This window comes from Bacillus sp. USDA818B3_A (assembly GCF_009928415.1).
Classification (GTDB): domain Bacteria; phylum Bacillota; class Bacilli; order Bacillales; family Cytobacillaceae; genus Neobacillus.
Genome location: NZ_JAABNN010000017.1, coordinates 92952 through 114252 on the forward strand (window position 1 = coordinate 92952; position 21301 = coordinate 114252).

Annotated in this window: 18 protein-coding genes; 12 read left to right on the forward strand and 6 right to left on the reverse strand. The window is 40.6% G+C overall.

Annotation, left to right across the window (positions count from 1 at the left end; translation table 11 throughout):
- Window positions 1-30: 30 nt before the first annotated feature.
- From GXK58_RS20775 to GXK58_RS20795, 5 genes are all read left to right on the forward strand, one after another.
- Window positions 31-1155, forward strand: a complete 1125-nt coding sequence (locus GXK58_RS20775; RefSeq protein ID WP_160725094.1) for a UxaA family hydrolase — start codon at window positions 31-33, stop codon at window positions 1153-1155.
- Window positions 1156-1176: 21 nt separating this feature from the next.
- Window positions 1177-1491, forward strand: a complete 315-nt coding sequence (locus GXK58_RS20780) for a UxaA family hydrolase (protein ID WP_160725095.1) — start codon at window positions 1177-1179, stop codon at window positions 1489-1491.
- A complete protein-coding gene (locus GXK58_RS20785) occupies window positions 1488-2645 on the forward strand; it encodes a UxaA family hydrolase (protein ID WP_160725096.1) in 1158 nt (385 codons plus the stop codon). Before GXK58_RS20780 ends, GXK58_RS20785 begins: the two co-directional genes overlap by 4 nt.
- A gap of 452 nt (window positions 2646-3097) precedes the next feature.
- Complete coding sequence (locus GXK58_RS20790) at window positions 3098-3412, forward strand: hypothetical protein (protein ID WP_160725097.1); 315 nt, start codon at window positions 3098-3100, stop codon at window positions 3410-3412.
- Window positions 3413-3518: 106 nt separating this feature from the next.
- A complete protein-coding gene (locus GXK58_RS20795) occupies window positions 3519-3974 on the forward strand; it encodes a hypothetical protein (protein ID WP_160725098.1) in 456 nt (151 codons plus the stop codon).
- A 424-nt stretch (window positions 3975-4398) separates the two neighbouring features.
- On the opposite strand, the gene GXK58_RS20800 is transcribed toward GXK58_RS20795, so the two are convergent.
- Window positions 4399-5163, reverse strand: a complete 765-nt coding sequence (locus GXK58_RS20800) for an IclR family transcriptional regulator (RefSeq protein WP_160725099.1) — start codon at window positions 5161-5163, stop codon at window positions 4399-4401.
- A gap of 236 nt (window positions 5164-5399) precedes the next feature.
- On the opposite strand from GXK58_RS20800, the gene GXK58_RS20805 reads away from it, so the two are divergent.
- The 5 genes from GXK58_RS20805 (at window position 5400) to GXK58_RS20825 (ending at window position 13114) form a co-directional block, all read left to right on the forward strand.
- Window positions 5400-7394: a YjhG/YagF family D-xylonate dehydratase gene (locus GXK58_RS20805; RefSeq protein WP_160725100.1), complete on the forward strand. Its 1995-nt coding sequence runs from the start codon at window positions 5400-5402 to the stop codon at window positions 7392-7394.
- A 74-nt stretch (window positions 7395-7468) separates the two neighbouring features.
- Complete coding sequence (locus tag GXK58_RS20810; RefSeq protein WP_160725101.1) at window positions 7469-8413, forward strand: dihydrodipicolinate synthase family protein; 945 nt, start codon at window positions 7469-7471, stop codon at window positions 8411-8413.
- Window positions 8414-8610: 197 nt separating this feature from the next.
- Window positions 8611-9993 carry an MFS transporter gene (locus GXK58_RS20815; RefSeq protein WP_160725102.1) on the forward strand — a complete coding sequence of 461 codons (1383 nt, stop codon included), beginning with the start codon at window positions 8611-8613 and terminating at the stop codon, window positions 9991-9993.
- A gap of 5 nt (window positions 9994-9998) precedes the next feature.
- Entirely contained in the window at window positions 9999-11603 is a 1605-nt protein-coding gene (locus GXK58_RS20820; protein ID WP_160725103.1) for a glycoside hydrolase family 43 protein, read from the forward strand.
- Window positions 11604-11632: 29 nt separating this feature from the next.
- Window positions 11633-13114: a glycoside hydrolase family 5 protein gene (locus GXK58_RS20825; RefSeq protein ID WP_160725104.1), complete on the forward strand. Its 1482-nt coding sequence runs from the start codon at window positions 11633-11635 to the stop codon at window positions 13112-13114.
- Between the two features lie 134 nt (window positions 13115-13248).
- Here the strand turns inward: GXK58_RS20825 and GXK58_RS20830 are convergent, their stop codons facing one another.
- Window positions 13249-13434 carry a hypothetical protein gene (locus GXK58_RS20830; protein ID WP_160725105.1) on the reverse strand — a complete coding sequence of 62 codons (186 nt, stop codon included), beginning with the start codon at window positions 13432-13434 and terminating at the stop codon, window positions 13249-13251.
- A gap of 296 nt (window positions 13435-13730) precedes the next feature.
- On the opposite strand from GXK58_RS20830, the gene GXK58_RS20835 reads away from it, so the two are divergent.
- Window positions 13731-15110, forward strand: a complete 1380-nt coding sequence (locus tag GXK58_RS20835; protein ID WP_160725106.1) for an amino acid permease — start codon at window positions 13731-13733, stop codon at window positions 15108-15110.
- Window positions 15111-15179: 69 nt separating this feature from the next.
- Here the strand turns inward: GXK58_RS20835 and GXK58_RS20840 are convergent, their stop codons facing one another.
- From GXK58_RS20840 to GXK58_RS20855, 4 genes are all read right to left on the reverse strand, one after another.
- Window positions 15180-16133 (reverse strand): NAD(P)H-dependent flavin oxidoreductase, encoded by a 954-nt coding sequence (locus GXK58_RS20840; RefSeq protein WP_160725107.1) that lies wholly within the window; start codon window positions 16131-16133, stop codon window positions 15180-15182.
- Between the two features lie 267 nt (window positions 16134-16400).
- Window positions 16401-17504 (reverse strand): 5-methyltetrahydropteroyltriglutamate--homocysteine S-methyltransferase, encoded by a 1104-nt coding sequence (locus tag GXK58_RS20845; RefSeq protein ID WP_160725108.1) that lies wholly within the window; start codon window positions 17502-17504, stop codon window positions 16401-16403.
- Window positions 17505-17608: 104 nt separating this feature from the next.
- A complete protein-coding gene (locus GXK58_RS20850) occupies window positions 17609-18526 on the reverse strand; it encodes a LysR family transcriptional regulator (RefSeq protein ID WP_160725109.1) in 918 nt (305 codons plus the stop codon).
- A gap of 242 nt (window positions 18527-18768) precedes the next feature.
- On the reverse strand, window positions 18769-19509 hold the full coding sequence (locus GXK58_RS20855; RefSeq protein WP_160725110.1) for a hypothetical protein: 741 nt from the start codon (window positions 19507-19509) through the stop codon (window positions 18769-18771).
- A gap of 218 nt (window positions 19510-19727) precedes the next feature.
- Here GXK58_RS20855 and GXK58_RS20860 point away from each other — a divergent pair, with 218 nt between their 5' ends.
- A complete protein-coding gene (locus tag GXK58_RS20860; RefSeq protein ID WP_160725111.1) occupies window positions 19728-20603 on the forward strand; it encodes an SH3 domain-containing protein in 876 nt (291 codons plus the stop codon).
- Window positions 20604-21301 lie beyond the last annotated feature (698 nt).

Sequence of the window (21301 nt, forward strand, 5' to 3'; positions counted from 1 at the left end):
TATTTGATGAAAATGAAGGGAGCGATATCGTTGGACTATTCTTTTAATGGGTACAAGCGAAATGATGGGAAGGCAGGAATCAGGAATCATATTGGAGTGATCTGTTCTGTGGTCTGTTCTAGTGTGGTGGCACGGGAAATTGCCGAAAAGGTTCCGGGAGCGGTTCCTTTTGTTCATGGCAATGGCTGTGCGCAGCTAGGTGATGACTTTAAATTAACGAAAAATATGGTAGCCGGAGTAGCGGACAATCCCAATCTATATGCCTCACTGCTGGTCGGATTAGGTTGTGAAACGAACCAAGTCAGCGGCTTGCTTGAGAGCATTCCAAAAAACAAGCCGATAAAAGGTATCGGGATTCAACAGCTGGCAGGCGGCGGAAACACGATTAATAGAGGTGTCGAAATAGCTGAACAATGGTCACGGGAAGCAGCAAGTCAACAGCGGAAGCGTCTGCCAATTTCCTCCCTGTCGGTTGGCATTTTACCGGTTGATTTAGATGAAGATTCCCTAGAAAAAGCTGCTCCTGTTATAGGCGGGGTGGTGGACCGTTTAGTGGAGCACGGAGCAAATGTCCTGTTTGGCCTTTCACAATCATTAGAACCGGCAGGTCTTTTATTATCACAACGTTCTGATGATGAAGAGGTGAGCAATCGTTTGAAGCGTGCCGGTGAGGGATTGCAGCGGCGACGATGGAAGGAAGTCAGCAATGGATCGCTCTCTCTTGATAATTTTTCAGAACCAGAACAAACACTGGCCAGGCTTGAAGCGGAGATGACGGGTATCCAAACAATCAAAAGTGTGCTCGGATATAGCGAAATACCCGCTGACAAAGGGCTTCATTTGATAACAGTTCCTACCAATATCGTAGAGGCCTTATCGAATATGGCTTCGAGCGGTTGTAACCTTGTACTAATTGTCAGCAATAGAGGGGTGTTGACGGGATCGCTGGCATTGCCTTGTATGACCATTGCACCACAGCATCAAAACGAAGCGTTTGATGAGTTAATTGATTACACTGTTACATCCGAACCTGTTTCTCTTCAAGTGGAAGCGGTAATATCGGAATTCCTCGAGATTTGTTCCGGTAAGCAAACCTGTCTGGAACAACTGGAACTCGGTGAGTTTTCTATACCTCATGTAGGTACGACTTTTTAAACAAAGGATGGTGGGAACGAAATGAGCCAAAAATACAATGCACTGAAGCTAAATGAGAATGATAACGTAGCCGTGGCCCTTAGAAACATAAGTGAGGGTGAATGGCTTTCTATACAAGGGAGCGATGAAACCGTAGAAGTTAGGAAGACAATTCCTTATGGACATAAAATTGCGACGGTAGTGATTCCTAAGGATGGAAAAATCCTTAAGTATGGGGAATGTATGGGGATTGCTACAGAGGATATTCAGCCTGGTTCCCATGTCCATGTCTTTAATGTCCGCGGATTGAAGGAAGAGGAACGATTAAGCACGCGAAAGGAGGTTCACTTGCCATGAAGACCTTTCAAGGATACCGGCGGGCGAATGGAAGTATAGGAGTTCGGAATCATGTCATTGTGATGAATACGGTTGGAGAATTAGCTAGTTTCGCGAAAAAAATAGCTCAGTTGGTTCCGGGGGTTATTCCTGTTGCTCATCAGGCAGGAAAGGCCCAATATCCGGAGGATTTAGAACAGACGATTCGAACGCTGAAGGGTACGGCTGGCCATCCGAATGTGAGTGCGGCCCTTCTTTTAGGAATGGGCGATGATGACCCCGCCGAGGAAATTGTTGAAAGCTTAAAGGAAGAGGGCTGTTATGTCCATTCGATTTCTTTTCAAAAGGATAAAAGCATTTCGGACATTTTGAAGGAAGGGAAGCAGTGGCTCGAAACGGCAGTCGAACGAAGCCATGTCCAAGAAAAGGTAACGGCCGATATAACCGAATTGACTATTGGTCTGGAATGCGGCGGATCGGATGCATGGTCTGGAATCACCGCTAATCCCGCGATTGGGGCCTGCTCGGATGCGGTTGTACGAGATGGCGGGACCAGTATTTTAGCGGAGACGACCGAAGCGATCGGGGCGGAGCATATTTTGGCCAAACGAGCTGTTAGTCCGGCAGTCGGGGAAGCCTTTTTAAAAATTGTTCAAGAATACGAAGTACGAATCCGCGACACGGGTGAAGATATTCGCTCGGCCAATCCAACGCCGGGTAATATGGCAGGAGGGTTAACGACTCTTGAGGAAAAATCGTTAGGCTGTATTAAAAAGGGTGGAAATTCGACGTTAATGGAAGTAATCGCCTATGCCCAAAAGCCGGCGGAAAAAGGGTTTGTCTTTATGGACACACCGGGTTATGACGTGGAATCGGTTGCCGGCTTGGCTGCAGGAGGTTCGCAAATTGTCTTGTTTTCGACCGGGAAGGGCTCGCCGACAGGTTCTCCTATTGTCCCAGTGATTAAAGTGGGAACCAACCCAAGACTCTATGAAATCATGTCTGAGCATATTGATGTGAATGCCGGAAAAATCATTCAAGGGCTCAATACGATAGAGGAAATTGGCCAAGAAATCTATGACCTGATCATGGAAACGGCAGGCGGTGCCTTGACGGCGGCCGAAAGACATAAAAATCAAGAATTTGCGATTTGGCGATTGGCAGAAACTAGATAGAGAAGGGGAAGCGGGAGGAAGCATGGGGACAGTTCTCATGCTTCCTTTTTCAGGATAAATCAGTATATTATAGACTTGTAGTATAATCCTAGTAAAATCTTAACACTTTGGAAAACTCTCTTATATTGTTAATTTGAATCATTCACCGTTCTTTTCTCTTCTTTTCTTTCTCTTTTTCGAGGAGTTCATCTACTTCTTTCCCATCCTTCTCTAGTTTGAATCAAGCTTGAATAAAGACCAATTGTTCGTAGGGTTCTTGTGTCAACATCTAGATAACCGTTCCTGTGACTCGTGGGAGGACTCTTATGATAGTGAATGATAATATTCAATTAGATTATTAATTTCCTTAAGCTTTTCTCTACTATGAAATTTTTATAATTAAGAGTTTTTTAAGTTGTTTTTAATAGTATTAAGATAACCGTTTTTTTGAATAAATCTTGGAGGGACAGAAAATGAGATTACACCTTAAGCGATTGGCAGCAGGAGCTGTTATCCTAACCATTTTTTTAGAAGCATTATGGTTTGGAGTTAATAATGTTCAGTTGTTGAATATGATCTTGTTCGTGGTATCTTTCTGTATCATTTCATACCTTGTTGGCTTCTTTCTTTTGAAGATCCGGATTAAAAAGTGGATGGACCGATTGAAACCGATGATGAAGATGAACTTCATCAAAAAAGTGAGGTTTCAAAAAGTTGGATCTAATGATAGCAGAAGGGCTCATTATAGGAAGAATAGTAGATCTCGAAGTAATAGGAAGGATAATTAAAAACTACCACCAATCTTAGATTCAACTAACCTGCTATGATAAAATTTAACTAATTCATGAAGGTTCAAATTTTTATAAAAGATAGACCGGAATAAAGGAGTAGGTTATGGGTTATTATTGGTTTTGTATTCTATTTTTCTGTTTTATCATTAGCATAGGCTTATTCGTATTTCCATGGATTTGGGTAGTATTCGTAAAAGATTCTATCGAGACCCGGTCAAATAGGTCAAAAAAGAAAAAAAGACCAAAGGAAAAAGGTTCGTTCAAAGCAGTTACTCAATTTGTTGGTGTTTTGATTATTTTAGGGTTGATAGTAGTTTTTACTTTTAATCAAAGTATTCCTTATTTTAAGGAACTGCCAAATGTTATAAATGGAAATTATAAAATCAAAGAAGGAATAATTGAATCAGTTGGTTCAGCGGGGAAGGATGGGCAAAGGGATATTGTTGTAAACGGAGATACGTTTATTTCATCTAAAATAAAACCAGAGGATACAGGTAAGTACTTCCGTATTGAATATTTGCCGAATACGAGGATTATTGTGCAATATAAAATTCATTGAAAGCTCTGTTGAGTCATCCTCGACATTTGTCGAAGATAGATAGGTTTTTGGGTGGATAGAAAATGATAGAATGAAGGAGCAACTGATAATTGTTAGGGTGGCTGGGTTTTTGTAGCTTCTTTCCTGAAAAAAAAGGGAAGGAGGTGATAAACTGGAAACTTTTCTTGAAATGATACAGGAAGTTCTGAAGGGAATTATACGCGAAGTTAGCGCCTATGTCTTTCGGAAAAACGTATTAGAAAACAAGAAAACCACCCTACGCCGTCGGAAGCTTAAGGGTGGTTCTCATAAATAAAATCACATGAACAACCCCCACCCTGACGGTAGTGGTTGCAATGAGAAGTGTTAGCAGCACTTCTCTTTTTTTATTATATATCCATTATACATAAAAATATTCCTGCTGAGAAGGAGTCCCCTTGCTTCATTAAACCTCATACCCATATTTCATTTGTTCCGATAGTTCCTGACACGATCCTTTAAGAAGCTCAATAAACATAAGTAGTTCTGGATCACTCACACGCGAAACCAGAGTGGAAATACTAAGAGCGGCCAGCACCTGCCCTTTACCGTTGAAAATAGGCACTGCCGCACAACGAACCCCTTGCTCATTTTCTTGGTCATCCACTGCATACCCCTGCTGCTTGACTTTTTCGAGTTCCTTTAGAAACATCTCTTCATTTAGTATCGTATTAGTGGTTTGAAACTGATAGTGATAATCCTTTAATAGTAACTGCATCTCATTTGGATCTTGCCAGGCTAACAGGACTTTTCCAATCGAAGTAGAGTGGAGGGGAAGTCTGCGCCCAATCCGGGAATAGCGAATGATGGATTGCTCACCTTCTACCTTATCGATATATACCCCTTCCTTACCTTCCAATATGCCTAAGTGCACGGTTTGCCCCGTTTTAGTGGAAAGATCGAGAAGGTATTTCCTCGCTATTTTCCTTATATCCATATTGCTAACGACAAAGTTCCCTCTTTCCGCCAGTTTCATTCCCAATCTATATTTTCCATCTTCCGGATTTTGAGCGATGTAGGAATGTTCTTGGAGCGTTTTTAATAGGGAATGAACCGTACTTTTATGCAGCCCCATTTTTTCACTGATTTCGGTGATTTTTAGTTCCGGCGTATACTCATCAAATAAATCTAGAATCTTAAGAGCTCGTTCAACAGATTGAATAATTGGCATAAATGACCCCTTCAGTTTTATATTATAAAATTATATCCTATTATAACAAACAGCTTCTATAAATTTGCAAATGAAAAATATTTATACTTTCACATGATTAGGCATAATATCCCTTTATCTTCAAAAATGGGTATGCTATAATCGGTTTGTAAATCAAATAGTAAAACCTAGTTTTATATTATAAAACTATTGAGCTTCATGAAAGACTATCTTAGATTTAATAGTAGGAGGTTACTATGACACTTGAATCCATTTTTGGAGAAGTAAACCAAGCCGTCTATCAAATCAGGACTCATGGTGCCGGGCCCCAAGGTTCCCTTCCATTGACTCCCGAAATGTTAAGGGAACTGCCAAGCGGCGACATTTTTGGTTTGACAATGAATGCCGGCATGGGCTGGGAGCCATCCAAGCTTCTTGGCAAGCAGGTGCTGATTATAGGAACTTTGGCAGGCATTCGTGATGCGGATGGCACGCCAATCGCATTGGGATACCATACCGGAAACTATGAACTTGGATTGCAAATGAGAGCTGCTGCTGAAGAGGTTACTAGACTTGGAGGGATTCCATTTGCAAGTTTTGTAAGTGACCCGTGCGATGGACGCTCCCAAGGAACAGAAGGTATGTTTGATTCCCTTCCATATCGGAATGATGCGGCAATGGTGATGAGACGTCTCATCCGCTCGATTCCAACAAGAAGGGCGGTTGTAGGAGTAGCTACCTGTGATAAAGGCCTGCCGGCTGTAATGATAGCGCTCGCATCCATGCATAATCTTCCAACTGTCCTTGTTCCAGGCGGTTCGACCTTACCTCCAACAGACGGGGAAGATTTGGGCAAGGTTCAAACGATTGGTGCAAGATTTGCCAATGATGAGCTGACATTGGAGGAAGCCGCAAGACTTGGCTGCGTAGCCTGTGGCTCTAGCGGGGGAGGATGTCAATTCTTAGGAACGGCAGGAACCTCACAAGTTGTCGTCGAAGCACTTGGATTAGCGTTGCCTCATTCTGCTTTGGCCCCATCCGGTCAGCTGGTTTGGGAAGAGATGGCAAGGCATTCGGCACGCGCTGCGTTGGAATTAGAGAAGAGGAAGATTACCACCAAGGATATCATCACGGATAAAGCGATTGAAAATGCGATGGTCCTACATGCGGCATTCGGCGGTTCAACCAACCTGTTACTGCATCTTCCAGCTGTTGCCCATGCTGCCGGTTGTAGAATACCTACAGTCGATGATTGGGAAAGAATTAATAAAGTCGTACCTCGTTTAGTAAGTGTTCTGCCTAATGGTCCAGATAACCATCCAACAGTAAGGGCTTACTTAGCGGGAGGAGTACCTGAAGTAATGCTTCACCTTCGAAAATTAGGACTGCTGCATGAAGATGTTCTTACCGTAACAGGGGAAACACTTGGGGCGAACCTGGACTGGTGGGAAGCCTCAGAACGGCGTGCGAAGTTTAGACAAATTTTGGTAGAGCGTGATGGCGTTCATCCGGATGAAGTTATCATGAGCCCAAGTCAATCCAAACAACGCGGGTTAACCTCAACGGTTACTTTCCCGAAAGGAAACCTTGCACCTGAGGGTTCTGTCATTAAATCAACAAGTATTGATCCTTCTGTGGTTGGAGAAGATGGTGTTTATCGTCATACCGGTACAGCAAAGATCTATACATCGGAAAAGGCAGCGATCCTAGCGATTAAAACAGGGGGAATCGAAGCTGGCGACATCATGGTTGTCATGGGCGGAGGACCTTTGGGGACAGGCATGGAAGAAACCTATCAATTAACTTCTGCCTTAAAGCACTTATCGTATGGGAAACATGTTTCCTTAATTACAGATGCACGTTTTTCAGGGGTATCCACTGGGGCTTGTATCGGCCATGTTGGACCAGAAGCATTGGCTGGGGGCCCAATTGGTAAATTGCGCGATGGGGATCTCATTGAAATCATCGTCGATCGAAATCAATTAATTGGTTCCGTTAACTTTATCGGTACAAACGAACATCGGTTGTCTATTGAAGAGGCAGCTAAAGTATTAGAAGAACGGGAGACACATCCAGATGTGAAGCCGAATCCTGGTTTACCTGAGGATACGCGATTATGGGCGGCACTTCAATCCGTCAGTGGAGGAACTTGGCGCGGAAGTGTCTATGACACCGATCGAATCATTGAGGTTTTAAATGCCGGAATGAAAGCGCTGGCGAATGAAAAGAAGGACAAATTAACCGCTAAGTAGTTTCGTTGAGAAAACTGATTTTAGAAATATGTAGAATCAGAGTCCGCTAGGATTTTAAGGAGGAGTGAGGTTCATTGAAGAAGGCACAATTTTTAACACCTGTTGTTACCGCTTTTGATTCTGAAGGGAATTTGGACCATCAGGCTAACAAAAATATTTATGATTTTTTAATTAATGGCGGCATAGATGGTTTAGTCATTATGGGCAGTACGGGGGAGTTTTTCTCCATGAAGGATGCACAGAAAAGAGAATTAATCGACCTGGTAGTCAGCTATGTCAATCATCGGACGAAGGTATATATCGGGACTGCGTGCATGACAGTAGAGGATACGATTGATTTGTCTAATTATGCCATCCATGCCGGTGCTGATGGCGTGATGGTTATCAGTCCGTACTATTTTTCGCTTTCCGATGAAAGTGTGGAATACTATTATGATCAAGTGGCAGAAGGGATAAAAGGGGATATTTATTTGTATAATTTCCCTGCAAGAACCGGCCACGACTTGTCTCCGGAAGTCACGCTCAATCTCTTGAGGAAGCATAAGAATATCAAGGGATATAAAGATACGGTCACGGAAATGGGACTTACACGCAAATTAATTCAAACGGTACAAGATGAATTCCCTGACTTTATTGTCCTCTCCGGATTTGAAGAGAATTTTGCCCATAATGTACTTAGCGGAGGAGATGGCTGTATTGGGGGACTTTCTAACATCTATCCAGAAGTCTTTTCCGAGTGGGTACAGGCAATCAACGAGAAAAATCTAGATAAAGTGGCTGAGATTCAGAATATCGTAGATAAAATAGCGGGTCTATATGATATTGGCTCTCCGTTTATCCCTATTATTAAGAAAGCAATGGTAATCAGGGGGATTGAGTTAGAGGGATATTGCCAAAAGCCGTTTATCGAGCCGAATAACCAACAATCAGAGTCAATAAAAGAGCTTTTACATGAATTGGATGCCATGATTGCTCGGGTTGTTCCCCGTTATCAAGGTTTCTTGGTTAGACAGGCCTAATGGAATAAATGTGGATTTGGTGAAAAAGAAAGTAGAATGATAGTCACTTAGTTTATATAGTAAACAAACTAAGTTGATACTTTTCAAGTTTAAGAGTGATCCAGCTGCAGGGCGCCACCGACCCCGAGGGACACAAGCCGGAAGGCGGGCGCCTCACGCTTTTTTTAGTCATTCAATCTATTAAGAGGTGAATTAGAATGAGTACAAGTGTTGCTAGGAAACTAACTGTGATTCAACCCGAAAAAATCAGTATGAAAGAAAAAGTTGGCTATGCCACAGGTGATTTGGCTTGTAACTTCATTTATCAAACCGTAAGTAGTTATCTATTATTCTTTTATACGGATGTTTTTGGGATAACGGCTGCAGCTGCTGGCCTTATGTTCTTAATTGTTCGTCTGATTGATGCCGTTGCCGATCCTCTAATCGGAACATTTGTTGATAAAACCAATACCAAATACGGAAGATTCCGTCCCTACCTATTATACGGAGCATTTCCATTTGCCGGTGTAGCCATTCTTTGTTTCACTACTCCTGCATTCTCTGATCCTATGAAATTGGTTTATGCGTATGTTACCTATATTTTACTATCTATCACTTATTCATTTATTAACATTCCTTATGCAGCACTTACTTCAGCGATTACTCAAGATAACAAAGAGGTAGTCAGCCTGACTTCCATCAGGATGCTATTTTCAAACACTGGTGGTTTAATCGTTTCATTCGGTGTACCACTTTTAGCTGGAATCTTTACCAATATGACTGGAAAGACAAGCAGCGGCTGGCAAATCACAATGTCCCTCATGGGAATTCTGGGTGCCCTTCTATTAATTTACAGCTTCAGGAATACAACTGAACGTGTTCAAATTAATCATGCCGAAGAGGCACAGGTAAATTTTAAAGATATCTTTGTTCAATTAAAAGCAAATCGTCCGCTAATCATCATCTGTTTCTTCTTTATTCTTAACTTTGGGGTCAACTCCATCGTGAACTCTGTTGGTATTTATTATGTAACTTATAACGTTGCAAGACCGGAATTAGTCAAGTGGTACGGTTTAATGGGAACGCTTCCTGCACTCATCCTTATGCCGTTAATGCCAATGATGTATAGAGTGATGGGTAAGAAAAAATTATTATTTACCGCTTTAGCTCTTAAGGCAATTGGCTTATTGGCCTTATTCTTAATTCCTGCCACCATGGTTCCGCTGGTATTTGCAGGACGTTTAATCGCAGCATTAGGTACCATTACTGCTGGTGCATTTACATGGGCATTAATTCCTGAAACCATTGATTATGGTGAATATAAGACAGGCAAACGTGCAAGCGGTGTCATCTATGCTTTAGTTGGTTTCTTCTTCAAGTTTGGTATGGCCATCGGAGGAATTGTTCCAGGGTTGATCTTGGCCAATTTCGGATATGTGGCCAATCACACTCAAACTCCCGAAGCGTTACATGGTATTTTGATCACGATGACGGCTATTCCAGTCGTATTCGTTATCATCGAGCTTGTTGCAATCTTCTTCTACAACTTAGATGAGAAAGAACATAAAAGAGTGCTTGCTGAATTAAATATGAGGAGATAATGAAAATGGCAAAAATACAGAATCCAGTATTAAAAGGCTTTAATCCCGACCCGAGCATTTGCCGGGTCGGAGACGATTATTATCTGGCAACTTCGACATTTGAATGGTTTCCTGGCGTTCAAATCCATCATTCGAAGGATTTAGTTAATTGGCATTTAGTATCACGTCCGTTAAACCGGGTTTCACTGATCGATATGAAAGGTAATCCTAATTCCGGCGGCGTTTGGGCACCTTGCTTAACTTATGAGGATGGGAAATTCTGGCTTATTTATTCGGATGTAAAAATGCATTCGGGTGCCTGGAAGGATACACATAACTACTTAACTACCTGCGAAACCATTGACGGGGAGTGGAGCGACCCTATTTATTTGAATAGTTCAGGCTTTGACCCTTCCCTTTTCCATGATGTGGACGGAAGAAAATACATCATTAATATGCTATGGGATCAAAGAACCTATAAGCATTCCTTTGGCGGGATTGTCATGCAGGAATACTCCCATGAGGAAAAACGATTAATTGGCAAGCCCAAGGTGATTTTTGAAGGAACGGACATTCGACTGACGGAGGGGCCGCATTTATATCATATTAACGATTACTACTATCTTCTGACAGCGGAAGGCGGCACTAGATATGCTCATACGGGCACTTTAGCAAGATCCAAAAATATAGAAGGGCCCTATGAGCTGCATCCGGACCATCCTTTCCTGTCTTCTTGGCACGATCCTAGAAATCCATTGCAAAAATGCGGACATGCTTCAATTGTTCAAACACATACAGATGAATGGTATTTAGCCCATCTGACGGGCAGACCGCTTTCTCACGAAGATAAACCTGTTTTGGATTATCGCGGATATTGTCCGCGTGGAAGGGAAACCGCCATTCAAAAACTGGAATGGAGAGACGGCTGGCCGTATGTTGTGGGTGGAAAACAGGGCTCTGTTGAAGTTGAGGCACCTAAAATGGAAGAGGTAAAATGGGAGCAAGATTATGATGTAGTGGATCACTTTGATCGGCCGACTTTAAACCATCACTTCCAGTCCTTACGAATTCCATTAACGGAAAATATCATGTCCTTGACAGACAGACCGGGACATCTGCGCCTTTATGGAAAAGAGTCGTTAACCTCATGCTTTACTCAAGCACTGGTTGCACGGCGCTGGCAGTCATTCCATTTTGACGCAAGCACGGCGGTTTCATTTAAGCCGGATACCTACCAGCAGGCAGCTGGATTGGTTTGCTATTACAATACCGAGAACTGGACATCTGTTCAAATTACCTGGAATGAAGAAAAAGGCCGGATGATTGACATCGTAAACTGCGATAACTTTGCTTTTTCCCAACCTCTTCAAGGTTCAGAAATTCAAATCCCGGAATCGGTTGAGTATGTTCACTTAAAAGTAAAAGTTAGGGAACATACCTATCAATTCGCTTATTCTTTTGACAATGTAACGTGGACGGATCTTCCTGCCACCTTTGAATCTTACAAACTGTCAGATGAGTATGTCCGGCTAAATGGATTTACCGGGGCGTTTGTAGGCATGCATTGCCAGGATACTAGCGGAGCAAGTAAACCAGCTGATTTTGACCAGTTTACCTATCTAGAGCTCTAATACGCTTCAGTGAAAGGAAGGGAATCAAAATGGAAATGCTTCAGGTAAAAGGTAATAGAATTACAGATTCAGAGGGAAATCCCATCCAACTTAGAGGTACCTGCATTGGCGGCTGGATGAACATGGAGGACTTCATTAACGGGTATACCGGGACAGAGCATGCCCTTCGCCATACGGTTGCTGAAGTGATTGGAAAAGAAAAAGCGGAATTTTTATTTGACCGGATGCTGCATTACTTTTTCAATGAAGATGATATTCAATTTATTAAAAGCTGGGGAGCAACCACCATCCGCATTCCGTTAAATTATCGTCACTTTGAGGATGATGAAGCTCCGTTTACTTATAAAGAGTCAGGCTTTGAGCGCTTAGACAAGATCATTGATCTCTGTGAAAAGCATGGTCTTTACGTCATTCTTGATCTTCATGCCGTGCAGGGTTTCCAGAACACTCACTGGCATTCTGATAATGATGTGCGGCATAGCTTTTTCTGGCATGACAAAACGTATCAGGACCGATTTATTGCCCTATGGGAAGAATTTGCACAGCGTTACAAAGGAAGAGCGGTGATTGCCGGTTATAATGTGATGAACGAACCATGTGTGAATACGCCGCACGGTGATTTTCCACACACCTTCTTTGGCAACTATCAACCGGATTGGGAAAGAATGAATCGGGTTTACAGACAGGTAGTGGAAGCCATCCGTAAGATTGATCCAGATCACATCATTTTCCTTGAAGGGGATAACTATTCGAAGCTGTTTGATGGGTTAGAAGCTCCGTTTGCTAAAAACCTTGTTTATAGCAGTCATAACTATACGGCGGCCGGATTTGGACCAGGGGCATACCCGGGTGTTGCCGATGCCAAAACAGCTCGTGTAGAAAGCGGAAAGTATTGGGATAAAGCCGTCCAAGAGGAAGTATTTTATAACCATGAAGGTACAAAATTTGCACAGAAGCATGATGTTCCACTTTGGGTAGGGGAATTTGGCTCTGTCTATAATGGACCAGAGAATGAGAACGCCGATCGTTTAGGTGCTATGGATGATCAAATTGGCCTTTTTGAAGAATTTGGGGCCCATTGGACGACATGGACCTATAAAGATGTGGGTGTCATGGGCTTAGTTACCCTCGACCCGGAATCAGAGTATATGCAGAAGGTTGCTTCGATTTTTAAAATGAAACATGCCTTAAACACAGACGATTGGATGATTTGGCTGCCAGGCTTTCAGGCAAGACAATCGGTGGAGGAGTTAGCCAGTCATTTGGAAGAGGTGATCAGTCCAGACATGTCTCATGCCTATAACCTTTCCAGCCTTTCACAGGCCATTCTGACCATTTATGTGGGAGCGCTCATTCAGCCTGAGTATGCAAAGGTTTTTAAAGATCTTTCTGAAGAAGAAATTGATCTCATCATGCAGTCGTTTGCTTTTAAAAACTGCAAGATTAACGAAGGTTTGCTCCAGGTATTGAAGAAATATACAAATGAAGAAGTGATGGTGGAAAATCACTAGGTTTATCAAGCCATGAGCCATCCTAAATAGAAAGCTGATTTCAAAAAGGTGACCATTAAGGGCCTATTGAAATCAGCTTTCTTTTTTTAATGAGAAAAGCACCCCATATAGGATGCTTCCCATCTGAATCCTCTTTACTTTTGGAACAAACTTTTTACTCCCTTATAAATTAGGACGAGTGAGAAGATAAGAATGGTTAGAATGCCAAGAATATCTGTTACAGGTGAAACGCTTTCAAGAAATGAACCAGCTAAAGGAACTTTAATAAGTGCAAAACCCGATAAAATTGTAGCAAGATACAAGAAAATCCGATTATCCATTAGTTCTTCCTCCTTCCTAGGTGATTGATAAAATATATGACGCGTTTATTACAAATATGTCAAGTTTGTAACAAGCAAAAGGTTTTAAAATAGGGCTACAAGAGTAGAGATAGTAAAGACCTCAATAAAATTATTGTAAAATTAAAAAATAAATTTATATTCTTACTATTATTTTCTTTTGAAAGCTTGATTAGTAGGTGTTTTTCTGGAAAGTACAATTGTCTTTTTTATATAGTAGTATTATAATTGAATAATAATTTAGTTAAGTGAATTAGCAGCAAGAGGAGGGCGTCAAAGTGGAAGCGAAAGAATTAAAGAGAGGCTTAAAATCACGTCATATTCAGATGATTGCGTTAGGCGGTACAATTGGTGTCGGATTATTTATGGGTTCTGCTAGTACCATCCAATGGACGGGTCCGTCTGTGCTGCTTGCCTATATTATTGCAGGAATTTTTATCTTTTTTATTATGCGGGCAATGGGAGAAATGTTATATTTGGAGCCGAGTACGGGCTCTTTCGCAACATTCGGCTATAAGTATATACATCCATTAGCAGGGTATTTAACAGCCTGGAGCAACTGGTTTCAATGGGTGATTGTCGGAATGTCAGAAATTATTGCCGTTGGGGCATACATGAAGTATTGGTTTCCGGATCTCCCCGCTTGGATTCCGGGTTTAGTTGCCTTTGCGATTCTCGGGGCAGCCAACTTAATTTCGGTTAAATCATTTGGAGAATTTGAATTTTGGTTTTCGTTGATAAAAGTTGTGACTATTTTAATCATGATCGTTGCAGGGTTTGGTCTTATTTTCTTCGGAGTTGGCAATGGAGGAATTCCAACCGGGCTTTCAAACCTTTGGGAACATGGCGGCTTCTTTACGGGTGGCTGGTCAGGATTCTTTTTTGCTTTGTCACTTGTTATTGGGGCCTATCAAGGGGTCGAATTGATCGGGATTACAGCCGGAGAAGCAGAAGATCCGCAAAAAACGTTAACAAAAGCAACTCAAAGTATTATTTGGCGGATTTTGATTTTTTACATTGGGGCCATCTTTGTGATTGTGACCGTTTATCCATGGGACCAGCTGCATTCCATTGGCAGTCCGTTTGTTGCGACATTTGCAAAATTTGGAGTTACAGCGGCCGCCGGAATTATTAACTTTGTTGTCATCACTTCAGCCATGTCCGGGTGTAACAGCGGGATTTATAGTGCGGGCCGTATGCTTTACACATTAGGCATCAATGGACAAGCACCAAAAATCTTTACGAAACTCTCTTCTAATGGGGTACCCCTTTTAAGTACGATTGGTGTACTGATTGGTTTGGCAGTGGGTATTATTTTAAGTTATATTGCACCTAAAAATTTATTCGTCTATGTCTATAGTGCTAGTGTACTTCCGGGGATGATTCCGTGGTTCGTTATTCTGATTAGCCAGATTCAATTCAGGAAGGTGAAGGGGGACAAAATAGACAATCATCCATTCAAAATGCCTTTTGCCCCTGTTTCGAACTACCTGACAATCGTTTTTCTAATTCTTATCTTAATAGGAATGTGGTTTAATCAAGATACCCGTGTATCACTTGTTGTAGGGATTGTTTTTCTGGCGCTTGTTTCCATCAGCTATTATGCGTTTGGAATCGGAAAGCGTGTAGATGGGGCTCAAATGAAACGTGTTTCTTAATACTTTTTAAAAATAAAAAGGTACTTGACCCCAATGGCCTTTACGCATAGGGGGCAGGTACCTTTCAAATTATATACAAGTTTTATATTCACTCATAATATTGTTGATGATTGTTCTAACAGGTAGAATTTCTTTAATTTCATGTACTCTTGCACCCGCAAAAACAAGGCCATTCTCGCAATCTCCATTCATAGATGTGATTAAAGAATCAAGCGTACAAAAACGATAGGAACAATTTTTTAGGCAATCTTGGCACTTTTTAATTTTTACTTTTTTATCATCAGAAATAAGGTCAATAAACTGATTGTTAATGGCACGGCCATGGAGACCAACGGTTGTTTTTACCAAACGAAGATCTTCCTGCTTGGCATGGACATATTTTTCTTTAAATGATAATGGTGCATCGCACTCATCACTAGCAACAAACCTAGTTCCCATCTGTACCCCGGAAGCGCCCATGCGTAAAGCTCTTGCAACATCTTCTCCAGTCATAATTCCTCCAGCAGCAATAACGGGAATCGTAACAGCCTCAACCACTTCTGGTAAAATATCAAACAAGGGTCTATCCGTACCAAGGTGTCCGCCTGCCTCAAAACCTTCTACAACAACAGCTGAAGCCCCAAGACGTTCTGACAATCTGGCTAGCTTCGCGGAAGACACAATCGACAGGACGGGTATGCCGGATTCTTTGCCCCAAGCATACATATCTCTTGAAATGCCTGCACCTGAGATGATGAAATCTACTTTCTCCTCAATGGCTGCTTTCATTTTTTCAGCAAAGTCATTCATAGCAAAAAGAACGTTTACTCCTATATAACCAGAATCCTTTATACTTGCTTTCGCCTTCCTTATATGTGATCTCATTTCATCGACTGTAATCCCAGTTCCTGATATGATCCCAATTCCACCAGCATTTGCAACGGCAGAAGCAAGTCCACTTAAAGAAATGCCTACACCCATACCACCTTGTAAAATTGGAAACTTTGGTATCATATGACCTATTTTCAATTGTGGAATATTCAAAAAAATAACCCCATTTCAATTAGTTTAGTGAGTGACGCTTAATATTGACTAATTGTAACAAGAGGGTTTTTTTAGAATAGTGACGTATGTAATGGTTCATCCTAAGAGTCAAAAATCGTTCACTTTATTGACACGGAATGTTCAAATTCATCATTTTCTAGTAGAAATGAAATATCCACTGGTTGAACTTTATATGTAACATGGATGTCATTTTCGATGAGGTTAACAAAAAAAGCGAACACCCCTTTAAAGGTGCCCGCTTAAAACTTATCCCCAAATCTCTTTAGAAATATCTACAATATACTTCAGCTTCGCCCATTGCTCTTCCTCAGTTAAAATATTACCGTGATGAGTAGAAGCAAAGCCGCATTGAGGGCTGATACATAATTGCTGTAATGGAACATATTTTGTGGCCTCTTCGACACGTGCTTTAATATTTTCCTTATCTTCTAATTGCCCATGTTTGGATGTGAATACACCTAGCACGACTTGCGGGCCGCCGTTTGGTATGAATTCCAATGGTCCGAAATCGCCTGAACGGTCATCATCATATTCTAAGAAAAAGCCATTTACTTTTTCTTTTGCAAATAAGGTTGGCGCAATTTTTGCGTAGCTGCCTTCAAATGCCCATTTCGAACGGTAGTTTCCGCGACAGAGGTGAGTCGTTACAATGAGATCTTCCGGTTTATCTTCTAATACACCGTTAATGACTCTTAGTGCAAGGTCAATTAGTTCTGCGCGTGAATAGCCGCTGTCGTTAAATGGGATTTCCGGTGCATTAAGGCCGGCAATGTAGACATCATCTAACTGCAAGTAGCGGCATCCTGCCTCATAAAAAGCTTTGATCGCATCACGGTAGGTTTGAATAATATCCTTTGTGTATTCTTCAATGTCCGGATAGATTTCCAAGTTGCGGATTCCTGCATTAAATAATTGGTTTGGACTTGGGATGGTTTGTTTTGCCACCGCACGATCCCCAACGATATCCTTAAATTCGATAAAGTCTTTGATATGCGGGTGATTTGGGTTAAACGAGATCTTTCCGATTACACGCACATCGTATCTTTCCGTTTCCTCACCTTTAAAGGCAAAGCCGTGGTTGGGAACGTAGCCCTCTACACCATTTAAATGTTCAAGAAAATCGGTATGCCAAAATCTACGGCGGAATTCTCCATCGGTAACAGCCTGCAGTCCGACTTCTATTTGCTTATCAACGATTTTTTTTATTTCTTCAGTTTCAATGGCGTGCAGTTCTTGTGCTGTAAGATTGCTTGCTTGGAAATCCTTTCTTGCCTTATGAATTCTCTCTGGGCGTAGTAAACTTCCTACATGGTCCGCTCTAAATGGAGCTTTTACGAGTGTTTGTGTCATCAATGATCTCCCTCTTTCCTTGTTCTTTTATTGTAAGGTAAGTGTAGCATAGGAAAATCATTATAATGTAACACAATAAATCTATCCCTTGTTATAGTTTTAAGCTATAACTGACGCAGCTCTTCTGCAATGGATTCTTTTAAATATTGAATATAAATGGTGGCCAACTTGCTGTTTGTTACGTTTTTATGAGTAATGTATCCAACATTCATCCGTTCATCGACTTTCAAAGGAACGGACACAATGTCTTTACTATTTAATTTATGACTAATCACTCCCGTTGAAATGGTATAGCCATTTAATCCAATCAGCAGGTTAAATAAAGTGGCCCGGTCCGATACCCGAATATTTTTCGGCCTGGAAAGGGTACTAAGAATCTCCTCTGAAAAATAAAAGGAGTTAAAGTCGCCTTGTTCAAAAGACAGATACGGATAAGGAAGCAAATCAGTCAGGGTCACATATTCCTGTTGGACAAGCGGGTTTTGCGAGCTGATAAATACATGGGGCTTGGCTTCAAATAGTTCATGAAACTGCAGATTTCCTTCTCTTAAAAACTTATGGATTACGTTTTTATTAAAATCATTCACATATAAAATACCAATTTCACTGCGCAGGTTTTTCACATCATCAATGATTTCATAGGTCTTTGTTTCTCGTAACGTGAACTCGTATTCTTCCCTGTCATATTCTTTTAACAGCCGGACAAAGGCACTTACCGCAAAGGCGTAGTGTTGGGCGGAGACAGAGAAATGCTGCTGTGGTGAACGTGTATGGGTGTAACGATTTTCAAGCAATTCTGCCTGTTCGACTACCTGTCTTGCGTAACCTAGAAATTCCTCTCCTTCGGAAGTGAGCAAAATACCCTTATTGGTTCTTGAAAAAATCGTAATCCCGATTTCTTCCTCCAGTTCTTTTAGTGCGTTTGAGAGGCTGGGCTGGCTAATAAATAGCTTCTGCGCCGCTTTATTGATTGATCGGCTTCTGGCTACTTCAATCACATATTTTAGTTGTTGTAACGTCATGTTCCATCTCCCTCTTTCAAACTATTAATATTCTTTTAATAAACTCACATTCATACATGTTGTTGAAAAATCATTAATTCTTTTAATAAACTCACATTCATACATGTTGTTGAAAAATCATTATTAAGCAGCTTAATGACCTAAGAAGCAACTTATAAAAAGAGGCTAATTCCCGATAGAAACAGCCTCTGACTTGTTCAAGTGATCTTCAATTTTATGGATTGCTCATTTCCTAATCTTTCTTAAGCTGATTGCGTTTTATTTCTACTTTGTTCATCCTTTTTATTTGATTTAGATTTATGCACTCTAAAAAATAGGATCAACCCTGCGTTGAACATTAGAGCCCAAACAAGTGCAAATGTATTACCACTAAAATAGATTCCTACAATAGGTATCAACATTAAAACGATACTTTTGAAATAATAATTTACTTTAGGGTTAATGAACATCAACAGCGATAGAGCAACAAGAACCGAAGGTATGATGTTATTCCCCAAAAAGGATTGATTCGTATAATTGACATAGGCGTAATACGCAATTGATCCCAAAATAGCAAATAAGGAAAGATAAAATCTCACATGTGAATTTTTATAAAACAGAATCCAAACGGCAATAAAATTAATACCTCCACACATTCCAAATACTATTAATGTATGCTTAAAATCACTAATAGGATCATTCATATAGTTCAACAAGTATCTGAAGTTATAAAAAACGGCTCCTATTACTAAAATTTTAAAGACAAGCTTTACCCAAAACATCTCTACTTTCTTTTTCGTTTTAGACGATCCGAGCTTAAATGGTAACGATACTCCCAATCCGCCCTTTTTACCTTTTGTTTTTCTTTTGTTTTCCTTAAACCTTTGTCTAGATCCTCTTTCATCTAATTCCTTTTCTGCTTCAGGTCTAGGGTAATTTCTATCTATTTCTTCTTGATCATTGACGTCTTCCATATTTTTTTCTGACTCAGAATAATAATCCAATTCCTATTCACCTCAATTTTTTTATCATTATATCTTATTTCGAAGGATAAGAGAATGAAGAGGGATATTTAAGTTGAACGATTATTAGTGTGGAAAAGGTGACATTAAAATGAAACTTTTTTACCTATTACTACCATTTCTATTGAAATAGAATGATAGCGTAGTTATATAATAAAGAATAGACAAATTCATTATGACTAGAATGGAGAAGTAAGTAGATGTTGAAAAAGGGATTTGCAATCTTCGTTGCCATGTTTGTTTTATTTTCAGGATTACTTGTCGTTAAACCGGTTCAAGCTGCTTCAAGCGTAACAAAATACGTAACAGCGACTGCATTGAATATCAGAACGGGTCCGGGAACGACCTACAAAATTGTCACAACCGTTAAGCAAAACCAAGCTGTAACAGTTTCCCAAACGAACGGCTCTTGGGATAAAGTAACGGTTGCTGGTAAAACAGGTTGGGCATCCAACCAATACCTAACCACTAAGAATTTGGCGGAACGATTAAAGACAGTTGGAAGCAACAAACAGTTAATTCTTGTCACTTCTAATGGCTACAATACCTCATATGCTGAAATTCGAACATTTGAGAGAAATCCCCTAGGGAAATGGGTTCCTGTTTTAACGACAACAGGTCATATTGGTAAATATGGATTTGCCTCTGCTGCAAATATGCGTGAGGGCGGTAAAAAGTCTCCAACTGGGAAGTATTCAATTGGAACGGCATTTGGACGTAATATAAATCCAGGAACCAAAATGCCTTACAGAAAAATCACCAGCGATGATGTTTGGGTAGATGATCCAACTTCAAAACTTTACAACACATGGCAGTCTAGAAGTAGAACACAAGGTCAATGGAAGAGTGCTGAAAACATGAATATCGCAGCTTATACTTACGGTTTCGTTATCAACTACAATACACAACGAACTCCGTATAAAGGCAGTGCGATCTTCTTCCATATCGGAAGTGGCTATACGCTGGGTTGTACCGCAACTTCTCAAACGAATGTTGTCAAGATCTTGAAATGGTTAGATTCTAAAAAGAATCCAGTCATTATTCAAACTCCGATTCAGGAACTAAACAAATACTAATTCTCCACGGAGAAACCAAAAGCCAACAGAGTATTTTTCTGTTGGTTTTTTTGAATAAAGGCTAATCAGGAGGGGGAATCAAAAATCAATTAATAGAGAATACTCATGGGAAGATTCGAATGGCATTTTGTTGAGAATGATCAGATAGCTAACAACCGTCCTAGGTCCCCAGCTTGATGGTTGTGGATTGAGAGAGAAGTGTTAGCGCACTTCTCTCAATCTAATATTTTCTATTATATATTTCCTGCGGATTCATATTCTTACATGTTTTTATATAAGGCTTGCGAACATCGTACTCATTTAGTTGACTTCAAAAAACATACTACAAAAAAACTCAAAAAATATTGACGTGTTTTAAATAATCTAGTATTATATATTTTGTCGCTTGGAGATAGTGATTAAAAAACTATTATTTCTTAAAAAAGGTTGACATTTCAAATTGTTTTTTGTTAATATTATTTCCTGTCGCAACTTCAGTTTTTATTTTTTTAAAAAAGTAATTGACTGATATAAAAAGAGATGATATATTATTATTCTGTCTCGAAAATTGTTCTTTGAAAACTAAACAAACAAAAACGTCAACAAACAATAAAATTCATGTTTCTTCTATATAATAGAGAACATGAGCCAACGTAACTTTTCGGAGCTAATCAACTTTCATGGAGAGTTTGATCCTGGCTCAGGACGAACGCTGGCGG

Excerpts from the sequence above, each read along its gene's own strand:
- GXK58_RS20780 (WP_160725095.1), top strand. The coding sequence starts at position 1,177 with ATGAGCCAAAAATACAATGCACTGAAGCTAAATGAGAATGATAACGTA.
- GXK58_RS20785 (WP_160725096.1), top strand. The coding sequence starts at position 1,488 with ATGAAGACCTTTCAAGGATACCGGCGGGCGAATGGAAGTATAGGAGTT.
- GXK58_RS20790 (WP_160725097.1), top strand. The coding sequence starts at position 3,098 with ATGAGATTACACCTTAAGCGATTGGCAGCAGGAGCTGTTATCCTAACC.
- GXK58_RS20795 (WP_160725098.1), top strand. The coding sequence starts at position 3,519 with ATGGGTTATTATTGGTTTTGTATTCTATTTTTCTGTTTTATCATTAGC.
- GXK58_RS20800 (WP_160725099.1), bottom strand. The coding sequence starts at position 5,163 with ATGCCAATTATTCAATCTGTTGAACGAGCTCTTAAGATTCTAGATTTA.
- GXK58_RS20805 (WP_160725100.1), top strand. The coding sequence starts at position 5,400 with ATGACACTTGAATCCATTTTTGGAGAAGTAAACCAAGCCGTCTATCAA.
- GXK58_RS20815 (WP_160725102.1), top strand. The coding sequence starts at position 8,611 with ATGAGTACAAGTGTTGCTAGGAAACTAACTGTGATTCAACCCGAAAAA.
- GXK58_RS20820 (WP_160725103.1), top strand. The coding sequence starts at position 9,999 with ATGGCAAAAATACAGAATCCAGTATTAAAAGGCTTTAATCCCGACCCG.
- GXK58_RS20825 (WP_160725104.1), top strand. The coding sequence starts at position 11,633 with ATGGAAATGCTTCAGGTAAAAGGTAATAGAATTACAGATTCAGAGGGA.
- GXK58_RS20830 (WP_160725105.1), bottom strand. The coding sequence starts at position 13,434 with ATGGATAATCGGATTTTCTTGTATCTTGCTACAATTTTATCGGGTTTT.
- GXK58_RS20845 (WP_160725108.1), bottom strand. The coding sequence starts at position 17,504 with ATGACACAAACACTCGTAAAAGCTCCATTTAGAGCGGACCATGTAGGA.
- GXK58_RS20850 (WP_160725109.1), bottom strand. The coding sequence starts at position 18,526 with ATGACGTTACAACAACTAAAATATGTGATTGAAGTAGCCAGAAGCCGA.
- GXK58_RS20860 (WP_160725111.1), top strand. The coding sequence starts at position 19,728 with ATGTTGAAAAAGGGATTTGCAATCTTCGTTGCCATGTTTGTTTTATTT.